The following is a 12,367-nucleotide window of genomic DNA, read 5'->3' as shown; positions in this document are numbered from 1 at the left end:
ACCCAGTACCTGGAGGAGGCCGATGCGCTGGCAGACCGGATCGTCGTCATCGACCAGGGCCGGATCATCGCCGAAGGTACGGCGGACGAGCTGAAGACCAAGGTCGGCGGCGAGCGGATCGAAGTCGTCGTGCACGACCCGCAGATGCTGCAGCAAGCGGTCGAGATCCTGCAGCGAGGCAGCGACGGCCAATGTGTGGTTGACGAACACACTCGTAAGCTGACGGTCCCGAGCACAACCGGTTCGAAGGGGCTCGTGCAAGTGATCCGTGACCTCGACGAGCACCACGTGGACATCGACGACATCGCGCTCCGCCGGCCGACGCTCGATGACGTGTTCCTGGAGCTGACCGGTCACAAGCCCGAAGAAGAGGCGGCGAGTGATGCCGCCGGGTCAGAGGACCGTACCGAGACGCAAGGGAGTGTCCAGTGACGACGGTGCAGGTGACCCCGCCGGACCTGGTGCCCAAGGGCGCGGGTATGAAGCAGGTGCTGCAGGACACGATGGTCATCGCGTGGCGGAACATCCGCGGTGGCATGCGAGTCCCGGACACCCAGATCTACATGTTCATCCAGCCGATCATGTTCGTCGTGCTGTTCGCTTACGTGTTCGGCGGGGCGATCCCCGTTGAGGGCGTGAACTATCGCGAGTACCTGATGGCCGGGATCTTCGTCCAGACCATGGCCTTCGCCGTGGCACCGGCGAGTGTCGGTCTCTCCGACGACATGCACAAGGGCCTGATCGACAGGTTCCGTTCGCTGCCGATGGCGCGTTCCGGTGTCATCGCGGGTCGGGTCGTGGCGGACTTGGCCAGCCAGTTCATCGTGCTCATCATCATGATGATCTGCGGCGTCATCGTGGGCTGGAGGGTGCACAACGGTATCGGCCCGTTCCTCGGCGGTGTCGGCCTGATGATGTTGTTCGCCTTCGCCATGCTCTGGGTCGGCGCGCTGATCGGCCTTGCCGTCGGCAATCCGCAGGTGGCGGCCTCCGCGGGTCTCATCTGGCTGTTCCCGCTCGTGTTCTTGTCGAACGCCTTCGTACCACCGGAGACGATGCCCACGGTGGTCCAGACGATGGCTGAGTGGAACCCGATCAGTGCCATGGTGGCCGCGGGCAGAGACCTGTTCGGCAACGAAAGCATCATCGTCTCGGACGCGTGGCCGATGCAACACCCCGTCGTGGCGGCAGTGTTGTGGTGTGTGCTGATCACAGTGGTGTTCGCACCGCTGGCCGTACGGAAGTACAAGGCGGCCGCCAGCAAGTAACCGGCGTGCCGACACCAGCGTGACGCCGACCGTTCGAGGTCGGCAGGCACGTCGGCTTCAGGTTCAAGCCGAATGAGAACGGGCCGGGAGAGATACCTCCCGGCCCGTTCTCTACGATCGCCCTTCGCTACCTGTGGCGGCTACCGTTCGCCGCCTACCGGTATGGACTTGTCGCTCTGCTGAGCAAGACCACGGTCGTCAGGGCGTGTAGGGCTTGGCGCTGACGATCTCGACGGTCACTTCGCGGCCGTTCGGGGCCTCGTAGGAGACCGTCGACCCGGCCTTCTGGCCGCTGATGGCCGCGCCCAGCGGGGACTGTGGCGAGTAGACGTCGAGCTGCACGGACTCGTCGAGCGAGGCGAGCTCCCGGGACCCGAGGAGAAAACGTTCGATCTCGTCATCACCGGCGAACTTGATCTCGACGATCATACCGGCGGCGACCACGCCGTTCTCGGCCTGTGCTTCTCCGACCTGGGCTCGCTGCAGGAGCTGCTGCAGCTGGTGGATGCGCGCCTCCTGCTTGCCCTGCTCTTCCTTGGCCGCGTGGTAACCGCCATTCTCCGAGAGGTCGCCCTCGGAGCGGGCTGCGTCGATACGCTTCGCAATCTCTGCGCGGGCCGGTCCCATCAGATGCTCCAGCTCCTCTTGGAGACGGTTGTAAGCATCCTGGGTGAGCCAGGCGACATTGTCGCTTGTAGCGGTCACGGCATCTGCTCCTTGCCTATTAGTCGTCGGACCACACCCAAACAATGGGTGTGGTCCTGTGTTCGTCCGGGCCGAAGCCCGGTAGATGTCCAGCTCGGGGCGAAACAACAAGATTAGCAAGTCATCCCGGGTTCCGGCGATGACAAGAGGCCACTCTGCGGATACCGGACGGGTCCAGCGGTCATCCCTCGGGCGCGGCCGGATCGCCGCGGGCCTGCGTTGCTCAGTCGCTGATCGAGCAGCCGACCAGCTCGGGAGCGATGCCGTCGCCCCGGAGCGGGATCTGAGCATCGATGCGTTGGGACCGATCTCCACCTGCAGGGATCTCCAGGTCGAGCTGGCCGACGATGATCTGCCGATCGTCGACCGCTATCAGCTCACACGTCAGTGCGGTGTCCGGATCGCGATGTACTTCGATGGTGACCGGCAGCACTCCGTTCGCCGGGTCCTCCCAGGAGTGGAGCGCGGCCTGGCCCTTGCTCTCCTGCTGCCGGTCGATCGCGAACCACCCGACGGCGGCCGTGAGGACGACGGCCACCAGAGAAAGCGCGATCGCCTGGCGGCGACCGCCGCTGCGGGCGGCGTCGGACTGCGCACCGGAAGGATTGGCGTCCTCACCACCGGCCGTATGCCCGTCGTCCGGTGCGACACGGTCACGGTCACGGTCGTGGTCGTCGGCGCGATCACGCTGGCTGGTAGGCGAATCGGGCACAGGGGCTCCGGTGGCTGCGGTAAACGGACGGTACGGCACTATTGTCTCTCAAGAGGGTGTCTGAGAAGAAGGCAGTGCGATGTTGCGCGCTCTACCAGGTGGCGTGCGCGGCGACGACGTAACACGCACCGGCAGCGCGGGTGTCGAAGCGCGCGGACAGAATCTGATGAGGTGATCATGGCCGACACGTTGAGGCTGATGCATGTGCATGCGCATCCGGACGACGAGTCGAGCAAGGGAGCGGCGTCCACTGCCCGGTACGTGGCCGAGGGTGTCGAGGTCATGGTGGTGACCTGCACCGGTGGAGAACGGGGCTCCATTCTCAACCCGAACATGGACCGTCCGGACGTGCTCGCGAACATCGGCAAGATCCGCATGCAGGAGATGGACGCCGCACGGGAGATCCTGGGCGTTCAGCAGGAGTGGCTCGGCTTCGTCGACTCCGGCTTTCCTGAAGGCGACCCGCCGCCTCCGCTGCCGGACGGTTGCTTTGCGCTGCAATCGATACAAGAGGCGGCGGCCCCTCTGGTAGAGATCGTGCGTCGTTTCCGTCCGCACGTCATGACGACGTACGACGAGAACGGCGGCTACCCGCACCCCGATCACATCATGTGTCACAAGGTCAGCGTCGCAGCCTTCGACGCTGCAGGTGACGCCGACGCCCACCCCGAGGCGGGCGTGCCGTGGCAGCCGAGGAAGCTCTACTACCACCATTCATTCCACCGTCAGCGGTTCGTGGCGCTACACGAGGAGATGGAGCGGCGCGGTCTGGTATCGCCATACGCGGAACGGATGCAGGACTGGAAGCCTGACCCGGAATGGGATCGGCGAGTCACCACCAGGGTCGAGTGTGCCGACTACTTCCCCGTGCGGGACAAGGCACTGCTGGCGCATGCCACCCAGATCGACCCGGAGGGGCCGTGGTTCGCGGTGCCACTGGACGTGCACCAAGTGGCGTGGCCCACGGAGGATTACGAGCTGGTGCGGACCCTGGTCGACTCCAGCCTGCCTGAAAACGATCTGTTCGCCGGGGTAAGGTGAGTGACGTGGAGGTCATAACAGCCCTGGGAATGTTCCGCGACGGTCGGACCGACGACGACGGCGGATTCTCCATCAGCGCGGGCTCGTTCGGCTTCTGGATCGTCATCGCGTTGTTGCTGGCCTTGTTCGTCCTGTACCGGAGTATGCGCAGGCAGCTCCGCCGGATCGACTTCGACGAGTCCGGCAGCACCGACGAGGAGCGTATGCGCGGTCACCAGGAGCACACAGAACGAGGTTGAGCGTCGTGACGACGACGCCGCCGGGCACCGCCGCGGTCAACACCCTGCTGGCCGTGCGACGTGCCCGAGACATGATCGACCGCTGCTACGCCGAGCCTGTCGACCTCGACCGGATTGCGCGCGAGGCCGGGTACTCGCGCTACCATCTCGTCCGCGCGTTCCGCGCGGCCTACGGCGAGACTCCAGGACGTTTCCTGACCAGGCGGCGGGTCGAACGGGCACAAGACCTGCTGCGCTCGGTCAACGTGACGGTCACTGAGGTGTGTCATCTCGTCGGGTTCTCCAGCCTGGGTTCGTTCAGCTCCTTGTTCACAGAGCTCGTCGGTATGTCGCCGTCGGAGTTTCAGCGCAGCGCGCACGAGAACGCGCCTCCTCCGATCCCGGGCTGCTACGTCCTGATGTGGAGCGCACCGATGACGACGAACGCCGCCAGGCGCAGCCCTGGGCAGAAGCCCGATGCGCCGACAGATTGAGCGGGTCGGTCAGCATCCAGCGGTGAACGGAAACGAGCCGGCGATCGACGCTTCGCAGGAAAGAGAGCAATCCAGAAGAAGCCGCCGCCACCTCCCCGGCTCTACGGTCGTTTATGACCATACGGTCACCGCCGGCCGATCTCCGCGGTGCGGGACGGAGGACGCGTTGCCACGTGACTGTCCTGTCCTCGGTACGGCGGACGTGTCCATCCAGTCCCGAGAACAGGAGCAGGTCATGATCACCAAGATGGGTGTCGCCAGCGTCTTTGTGAACGACTACGAGGAGGCGAAAGCGTTCTTCGTCGACAAGCTCGGCTTCGAGCTGCGTTCCGACGTCCAGATGGAGAACGGCTTCCGATGGTTGACCGTCGGCCCGCCGTCAAGCCCCGCCTTCCAGCTCGCCCTCACCGTCCCGGGTCCGCCCATGCACGACGAGGAGACCGCCGCGTCTATCCGTGCGCTGATGGCCAAAGGGGCACTGAGCGCCGGGGCGTGGAACACCGACGACTGCCGCAAGACCTACGAGGAGTACGCCGCCCGAGGTGTCGAGTTCCTTCAGGAGCCTGCGGAACGTCCGTACGGGGTGGAAGCGGTGTTCCGCGACAACTCGGGGAACTGGTACAGCCTGAACGAGCTAAACGATCAGGCGTTCGACCAGCGGGCGATGGCCGAGGCCTTCGAATCCGGGACGTCGGAATGACCCCCGACGGGCCACCGGCGCCGGCGCGGCGACCTCACCAGCCGGCGAGGTGTGCCGGGCGAGCACCTGGCCGGCTGGGCCTACGCGGAACGGACGCAGCGGAAGCCGATGTTGCCCGCTGAGCTGTCCGGGGTGTTCGAACTGCGTGCGTCCACCCGGTACCGGAAGCAGTAGCTGGCGTGGCACATGTGTGAGCCACCTCGCATCGTCTTGCGCCCGGTGCGAGGTGGCCCGCCCGGGTCGATCCGGGGCCCGGTGCGGTGCCACGTCGGATCGAACCAGTCCGAGCACCATTCCCAGACGTTGCCGGTGGTGTTGTACAAGCCGTAACCATTGGGTTCGTAGGCATCGACCGGCGCGGTGCCGATGTAGCCGTCGGCGCCGGTGTCCTTGGCGGGGAAGGTGCCCTGCCAGACGTTCATCCGGTGCTCGCCTCCGGGCTCGCGCTGGTCTCCCCAGGGATAGCGGTTCTGAGCCAGTCCGCCGCGCGCCGCGTACTCCCATTCCGCCTCGGTGGGGAGCCGCTTGCCCAGCCACTTGGCGTATGCGCGGGCATCGCGCCAGGTCATATGGACAACGGGATGGTCCATCCGATCCTCGAGGGAGGACCCGGGACCCTCCGGGTGGCGCCAGTCCGCGCCGGCGACTTCGCGCCACCACGGCGCTTCGGCGACGCTGCGGGTGGGCGGAAAATCATCGGGCAGATAGCCGGCGAAGACGAACGACGTGCCGAGGCGTTCGGCGACGGTGACCCACCCGGTCACCTCGGTGAACTCCGCGAAGTCGGCGTTGCTGACCGTCGTCGTATCGATCCAGAAGGGGCTGAGCGTCACCTCTCGAGCGGGCCCTTCGCCGTCGGCCGGATAGCCGTCCTGGGCGTCGGTGCCCATGATGAAGGTGCCACCGGGCAGCTCCACCATGCCGGACGTGTCGGTCCGGCCGGGCGCCTCGCCGGACGGGGACGGCGACGCCAGGTCGACCGCGACGGATTCACCTTCGGGGCGGCTGGCCGCACAACATGGCGACTGGTCACTCAACGAACATCCCTCCTCGCCGTTTGACTCTACCGCGTGCCGGTGCCTCGCCCGTACGACCGATATTCGAAGGAACGGATGTCGGCGCGTACGGTTGATTGATAGTGATGGATCTGTGTACGTCGAAACGCGACGGAGAGTCTGGGTGAACCGGCTGAGCAAGGCGTCGAGCCCGTACCTGCTGCAGCACCGGGACAACCCGGTCGATTGGTGGGAGTGGGAGGACGAAGCGTTCGCCGAGGCTGCCCGGCGCGATGTTCCGGTGCTGTTGAGCGTCGGCTACGCAGCATGCCACTGGTGCCATGTCATGGCACACGAATCCTTCGAGGACGAGTCGGTGGCCGCGTACTTGAACGAACATTTCGTGCCGGTCAAAGTCGACCGCGAGGAGCGGCCCGACGTCGACGCCGTGTACATGGAGGCGGTGCAAGCGCTGACCGGTCAGGGTGGCTGGCCGATGACCGTGTTCCTCACGCCAGACGGAAAGCCCTTCTACGCGGGGACGTACTATCCGCGTGAACCACGGCACGGCATGCCCTCGTTCCCGCAGGTGCTGGCTGCGGTGATGGAGGCCTGGCGGGAACGGCGAGACGCGGTCGAGGACGCCTCCCGGCAGATCGCTGAGCGTCTCGACGGCCCACGGACCAGCGCCAACCTGTCCAGCCCGACGGCAGAGCGGCTGGACGTGGCCGTCCAGCGGCTGGCGTCGACGTTCGACCCCGAGCATGGCGGCTTCGGCAGCGCGCCGAAGTTCCCGCCGTCCATGGTGCTGGAGTTCCTGCTGCGGCATCATGCCCGCACCGGCGACGAGCAGGCCCTGTCGATGGTCGAGGCGACCTGCGAGCGGATGGCGCGTGGCGGCATCTACGACCAGCTTGGTGGTGGGTTCGCCCGGTACAGCGTCGACCAGTCCTGGGTCGTGCCGCATTTCGAGAAGATGCTCTACGACAATGCCCTGCTGCTGCGTGCCTACGCGCACCTGTGGCGGGCCACCGGGTCGGAGTTGGCCGAGCGCGTGGTCCGGGAGACCGCGGAGTTCCTCCTGCGCGATCTCCGTACGTCAGAGGGGGGCTTCGCCAGCGCGATCGACGCCGACGCCCCCGAACAAGAGACGGGGAAGCCCGCCGAGGGTGCGTCGTACGTGTGGACACCGGCACAGATGTACGAGGTGCTCGATTCGGAGGATGCCGCGTGGGCGGTCCGCCTGCTCGGCGTCACGGAGAGCGGCACCTTCGAACACGGTATGTCGACCCTGCAGCTTCCCTCCGATCCGTTCGACTGGAGCCGCTGGGCGCGGGTGCGGGAGACCTTGCGCGTCGCCCGGGACAAGCGTCCGCAGCCACTCTGCGACGACAAGGTGGTCTCCGCGTGGAACGGGTTGGCCATTGCCGCGCTGGCGGAGGCCGGTGCGCTCTTCGACGAGCCGTCCTGGATCGATGCCGCCGCGGACTGCGCCGACCTGCTGGTCCGGCTGCACCTTGACGATCACGGACGGTTGCGCAGAGTATCGCGCGGCGGCGAGGCCGGCACCCCCAGCGGTGTCCTCGAAGACTACGGCGACGTCGCCGAGGGGTTCCTCGCGCTGCTCGCGGTGACCGGCGAGCCGGCGTGGTTGTCGTTCTCCGAGCAGTTGCTCGAAGTCGTGCTGGCCAGATTCTCGTCGGACGACGGCGGGCTCTTCGACACGGCCGACGACACGACCGACGCTCGGCTGGCGGGTGTCCGGCGGCCACAGGACCCGACCGACAACGCCGCGCCGTCGGGTTGGTCGGCGGCCGCGGGGGCACTGCTGACCTATGCCGCTTATACCGGCTCGACACGACACCGCGTAGCGGCAGAGTCGGCGCTGGGCGTCTACGACGCGCTGGCCGCCCAGGCGCCCCGGTTCGGCGGCTGGGGAATGGCGGTATCCGAGGCGCTGCTCGCCGGGCCGGTGGAGGTGGCCATCGTCGGCGGTCCCGACGACGCGCGTACCGGAGCACTGCACCGTGCGGCGTTGCGTCACACGTCACCGGGCGCGGCCGTCGTCGCCGGAGATCCGGAAGACGCCGCATCTGCCGCGGTTCCGCTCCTGCGCGACCGCCCGCTGCTCGACGGCGTGCCGTCGGCGTACGTCTGCCGCCACTTCGTGTGCGACCGCCCTACCAGCGACCCGGACGAGCTCACCACCCAGATGTCGCGCTAGACGCTCAGTCACTCACGAGACCCCGGGATGGCAGAGCACGGTGCACGCGGGATGATGGAGTGCATGAGCGACGACGCCACGAACACCGAATACCGCATCGAACACGACACCATGGGCGAGGTCCGGGTACCGGCCACGGCCAAGTACCGCGCGCAGACCCAGCGTGCCGTCGAGAACTTCCCGGTCTCCGGCACTCGCATCGAGAACTCGCTGATCCATGCCCTCGCCTCGATCAAGGGGATCGCAGCGACCGTCAATGCGGAGCTCGGCGTCCTGGACCCGGAGATCGCCACGTCGATTCACGACGCCGCGGCCGAGGTCGCGCGGGGCACATACAACGACCATTTCCCGATCGACGTGTTCCAGACGGGGTCCGGCACCTCCAGCAACATGAACGCGAACGAGGTTCTCGCGACGCTCGCCACGGAGCGCCTCGGTTCCGCGGTGCACCCGAACGACCACGTCAACGCCTCGCAGTCCAGCAACGACGTGTTTCCGTCGGCCATCCATGTGGCTGCTACCCGAGCCGTCGTCCGGGATCTGGTCCCGGCGCTGCAGCACCTGCAGAGCGCGCTGTCCGCCAAGGCCGATGAGTTCGCGACGGTGGTGAAGAGCGGCCGCACACACTTAATGGACGCCACCCCGGTCACTCTCGGTCAGGAGTTCGGCGGGTACGCCGCCCAGATCGGCTACGGAGTCGAGCGGCTGGAGGCGGCGCTGCCGCGGGTGGCGGAGCTGCCGCTGGGCGGGACTGCCGTCGGCACCGGCATCAACACCCCGCCAGGATTCGCCGAGAAGGTCATCGGCCGGCTTGCCGCCGACTCGGGCCTGCCGTTCACGGAGGCACGCAACCACTTCGAGGCGCAGGGTGCACGGGACGGCCTGGTAGAGCTGTCCGGCCAGCTGCGCACCATCGCCGTGTCGCTCACGAAGATCTCGAACGACGTGCGCTGGATGGGGTCCGGCCCGCGGACCGGCCTGGCCGAGATCGCGCTGCCCGACCTCCAGCCGGGATCCTCGATCATGCCCGGAAAGGTCAACCCGGTCATCCCGGAAGCGCTCTGCATGGTGTCCGCCCAGGTGGTGGGGAACGACGCCGCGGTTGCCTTCGCCGGCGCCTCGGGCACCTTCGAGCTCAACGTGATGCTGCCGGTGATGGCTCGCAACGTGTTGGAGTCGATCCGCCTGCTGGGCAACATCAGCCGCCTGTTCGCCGACCGCTGTGTCAGCGGCCTGACCGCGAACGAGGAGCGTTGCCGCGAGTACGCCGACTCGTCGCCGTCGATCGTCACGCCGCTCAACCGCTACATCGGCTACGAGGAGGCGGCGAAGGTCGCCAAGCAGTCGCTGGCAGAGCGCAAGACCATCCGCGAGGTGGTGCTCGAGCGTGGTCTCGTCGATCAGGGCAAGCTCACCGAGGCGCAGCTCGACGAGGCACTGGACGTGCTGAGCATGACGCGCCCGTAGAGTCCGTGGTCGCGTTGGTGGGCAGGGCAGAATTGCTCTGCCTGCACGCAAGACGGACATACGAAGAGGAGCCGATGGTGTGGTCGTGTCAACGACCACACCATCGGCTCTTTTCGCGAACTCGCCTTTCGGCGATCCGCCAGTGTGCCTATGTGGCGGGGTGCTCGAGCATTTCGGTCACGAGCGCGGCGATCGGTGAACGCTCGGACCGGGTCAGGGTGATGTGCGAGAAGAGCGGGTGTCCCTTGAGCTTCTCGACCACGGCGACGACTCCGTCGTGACGGCCGACCCGCAGGTTGTCGCGCTGCCCGACGTCGTGGGTGAGAACGACGCGCGAGTTGCTCCCCACCCGGGACAGAACGGTCAGCAAGACGTTGCGCTCCAGCGACTGTGCCTCGTCGACGACGATGAACGCGTCGTGCAGCGAGCGGCCCCGGATATGCGTCAGCGGCAGAACCTCGAACATGTCCCGCTCGATGACCTCATCGACGACGTCCTGGGTCGTCAGCGCACCGAGTGTGTCGTAGACGGCCTGTGCCCAGGGGTTCATCTTCTCGGACTCGTTCCCGGGCAGGTAGCCGAGGTCCTGCCCGCCGACCGCGTACAAGGGCCGGAAGACGATGACCTTCTTGTGCAGCCTGCGTTCAAGCACGGCTTCCAGGCCCGCGCAGAGCGCAAGCGCGGATTTGCCCGTGCCTGCCCGGCCACCCAGGGAGACGATCCCGATCTCGTCGTCGAGCAGTATGTCGAGCGCGATCCGCTGTTCGGCTGAACGGCCGTGCAGACCGAAGGCCTCACGGTCGCCGCGGACCAGCCGGACTGACTTGTCCGGGGCGACCCGGCCGAGGGCGCTGCCGCGCTCGCTATGCATGACCAGCCCGGTGTGGCAGGGCAGATCGCGTGCTTCCTCCATGTCGACGGTGTTGTTCGCGAAAAGGGTGTCGAGCACTGATCCGGGTACCTCAAGCTCCGCCATGCCCGTCCAGCCGGACTCCACCACGGCTTCCGCGCGGTATTCCTCCGCACGCAGCCCCACCGACGACGCCTTGACCCGCATCGGCAGATCCTTGGAGACGAGCACGACCTCTTGTCCGTCACCGGCCAGATTGAGCGCTACCGCCAGTATGCGGGAATCGTTGTCCCCGAGCCGGAAACCGGCTGGTAGTACTTCTGGATCCGTGTGGTTGAGCTCAACCCGTACCGAGCCGTCCTCCCCGACCGGTAAGGGGTCATCGAGGCGCCCGTGCTCGAGCCGGAGCTCGTCGAGGAGTCGTAATGCGCTGCGGGCGAAGTAACCCAGTTCGGGATGGTGCCGTTTTGCCTCCAGTTCGGTGATGACGACGATCGGCAAGACCACGTTGTGCTCGGCGAAGCGCGTGATCGCGTATGGGTCCGCGAGCAAGACGCTGGTGTCGAGTACGTAGGTGATGCGATCTGCCTGGGGCTGGCTGGGGCGGTGAAGACCAGTGTGAGTCTTGGAAGCGGCCACGTCCGTCTCCCTCATACCTGAGTGCACCCTGACAACTCAGGCTTCCTAGTCGCGTGAAGGACCGGGACCGGGCCCACAGGGCCGGGTGCCGGCCCTCCCTTCGCGCCGTGGATTCAGCACGTTGGACGGGCCTCCCGAACAGCTGGCTTTCCCCTACCAACTGTCAGAACCAGCGTACATGTCATCACGATTCGCGCACCCGAACACGCCCGAACGGCCGGTTAACGTTGCGTTGCCGTCACCCCTCGTCGTCCCCGTCGCAGGTCGAATTCCCAGGCCACGGCTCGTCTAGGTCGAGGGCACACCCGCTACGGCTCGCAAGCCGCCGACGAGGAGGAAGGGGCGAAGTTCTTCGACCGATCTTCGGGCGGCGGCAGACACACGCAACCAGCCCACTCAAGCTACCCGCCGGCCGCGTGAGAGCGAGAAGAACTTCGCCCCTCCCTCCGGACTGAACCCACCTACCGGCCGTAGCGGCGTTCGCGCTCGATGTAGGAACGCAGCGCCCGCAGGAAGTCGACGTGCCGGAAATCCGGCCAGAGCGCTTCGCAGAAGTAATACTCGGAGTTCGCGCTCTGCCAGAGCAGGAAGCCCGACTGCCGTTGCTCGCCGCTGGCGCGGATGACGAGATCGGGGTCCGGCTGGCCCTTGGTGTAGAGGTGGCGGGCGATGTCCTCCGCGCTGACCATTCCGGCCAGCTCGTCGAGGGATGTGCCCTTCTCGGCGTGCTCGTGCAGGAGTGCCCGCACGGCGTCGGCGATCTCCCGGCGCCCGCCGTAGCCGACCGCCACGTTGACGTGCATGCCGGGGACGTCGCGGGTGGCGTCGGCGGCCTCCTTGAGCACAGTGGCTGTTCGGTCCGGCAACAGGTCCAGGGCGCCCACGGGATGCACTCGCCACCGCCCGGCGGCCGCGAGATCGTGTATCAGGCCCTCGATGATGCCCAGAAGCGGGACCAGCTCGTCCTCGGGGCGGTGAAGATTGTCAGTGGACAGCAGGAACAGGGTGACGACGTCGATGTGGAGCTCATCACACCAGCGGAGGAACTCCTGGG

The 12,367-nt window shown here is 66.7% G+C and carries 13 protein-coding genes; 8 read left to right on the top strand and 5 right to left on the bottom strand.

Annotated features, from left to right (window positions below):
- Both ELR45_RS41910 and ELR45_RS33425 read left to right on the top strand, forming a co-directional pair.
- Positions 1–432: ATP-binding protein DrrA1-3 family domain-containing protein (locus ELR45_RS41910; RefSeq protein WP_240760325.1), on the top strand; the 432-nt coding region annotated here is incomplete at its 5' end.
- Positions 429–1,268, top strand: a complete 840-nt coding sequence (locus tag ELR45_RS33425) for an ABC transporter permease (protein ID WP_240760324.1) — start codon at positions 429–431, stop codon at positions 1,266–1,268. The genes ELR45_RS41910 and ELR45_RS33425, both read left to right, overlap by 4 nt.
- A 198-nt stretch (positions 1,269–1,466) precedes the next feature.
- Here ELR45_RS33425 and greA read toward each other — a convergent pair whose 3' ends face one another.
- Both greA and ELR45_RS33415 read right to left on the bottom strand, forming a co-directional pair.
- Positions 1,467–1,973, bottom strand: coding sequence for a transcription elongation factor GreA (greA, locus tag ELR45_RS41905; RefSeq protein ID WP_129670142.1), 507 nt, complete (start codon positions 1,971–1,973; stop codon positions 1,467–1,469).
- A 223-nt stretch (positions 1,974–2,196) separates the two neighbouring features.
- The gene (locus ELR45_RS33415) at positions 2,197–2,685 is read right to left on the bottom strand and encodes a DUF4307 domain-containing protein (RefSeq protein WP_165368333.1); all 489 of its coding nucleotides are present in this window, start codon (positions 2,683–2,685) and stop codon (positions 2,197–2,199) included.
- 177 nt (positions 2,686–2,862) lie between these two features.
- Here ELR45_RS33415 and mca point away from each other — a divergent pair, with 177 nt between their 5' ends.
- The 4 genes from mca to ELR45_RS33395 all read left to right on the top strand — a co-directional run bounded on the left by mca (position 2,863) and on the right by ELR45_RS33395 (position 5,138).
- Positions 2,863–3,726, top strand: coding sequence for a mycothiol conjugate amidase Mca (gene mca, locus ELR45_RS33410; protein ID WP_129670140.1), 864 nt, complete (start codon positions 2,863–2,865; stop codon positions 3,724–3,726).
- Positions 3,727–3,731: 5 nt separating this feature from the next.
- A complete protein-coding gene (locus tag ELR45_RS33405) occupies positions 3,732–3,965 on the top strand; it encodes a hypothetical protein (protein ID WP_129670139.1) in 234 nt (77 codons plus the stop codon).
- Positions 3,966–4,036: 71 nt separating this feature from the next.
- Positions 4,037–4,438 (top strand): helix-turn-helix transcriptional regulator, encoded by a 402-nt coding sequence (locus ELR45_RS33400; protein ID WP_129670149.1) that lies wholly within the window; start codon positions 4,037–4,039, stop codon positions 4,436–4,438.
- 235 nt (positions 4,439–4,673) lie between these two features.
- Positions 4,674–5,138 (top strand): VOC family protein, encoded by a 465-nt coding sequence (locus ELR45_RS33395; RefSeq protein ID WP_129670138.1) that lies wholly within the window; start codon positions 4,674–4,676, stop codon positions 5,136–5,138.
- An 80-nt stretch (positions 5,139–5,218) separates the two neighbouring features.
- Here the strand turns inward: ELR45_RS33395 and ELR45_RS33390 are convergent, their stop codons facing one another.
- Positions 5,219–6,175: a formylglycine-generating enzyme family protein gene (locus tag ELR45_RS33390; protein WP_240760323.1), complete on the bottom strand. Its 957-nt coding sequence runs from the start codon at positions 6,173–6,175 to the stop codon at positions 5,219–5,221.
- Positions 6,176–6,317: 142 nt separating this feature from the next.
- Between ELR45_RS33390 and ELR45_RS33385 the strand changes: the two genes are divergently transcribed.
- Together ELR45_RS33385 and ELR45_RS33380 are read left to right on the top strand one after the other, a co-directional pair.
- Positions 6,318–8,357 carry a thioredoxin domain-containing protein gene (locus ELR45_RS33385; protein ID WP_240760322.1) on the top strand — a complete coding sequence of 680 codons (2,040 nt, stop codon included), beginning with the start codon at positions 6,318–6,320 and terminating at the stop codon, positions 8,355–8,357.
- Positions 8,358–8,420: 63 nt separating this feature from the next.
- A complete protein-coding gene (locus tag ELR45_RS33380; RefSeq protein WP_129670136.1) occupies positions 8,421–9,824 on the top strand; it encodes a class II fumarate hydratase in 1,404 nt (467 codons plus the stop codon).
- 148 nt (positions 9,825–9,972) lie between these two features.
- Here ELR45_RS33380 and ELR45_RS33375 read toward each other — a convergent pair whose 3' ends face one another.
- Positions 9,973–11,313, bottom strand: a complete 1,341-nt coding sequence (locus tag ELR45_RS33375) for a PhoH family protein (RefSeq protein ID WP_240760321.1) — start codon at positions 11,311–11,313, stop codon at positions 9,973–9,975.
- Positions 11,314–11,774: 461 nt separating this feature from the next.
- Positions 11,775–12,367: polyprenyl diphosphate synthase (uppS, locus tag ELR45_RS33370; protein WP_240760320.1), on the bottom strand; the 593-nt coding region annotated here is incomplete at its 5' end.

Source organism: Phytoactinopolyspora endophytica (assembly GCF_004138495.1).
GTDB classification, from domain to species: domain Bacteria; phylum Actinomycetota; class Actinomycetes; order Jiangellales; family Jiangellaceae; genus Phytoactinopolyspora; species Phytoactinopolyspora endophytica.
The sequence above is the reverse complement of the archived record's forward strand: the minus strand, read 5'-3'. Positions and strand labels throughout refer to the sequence as shown.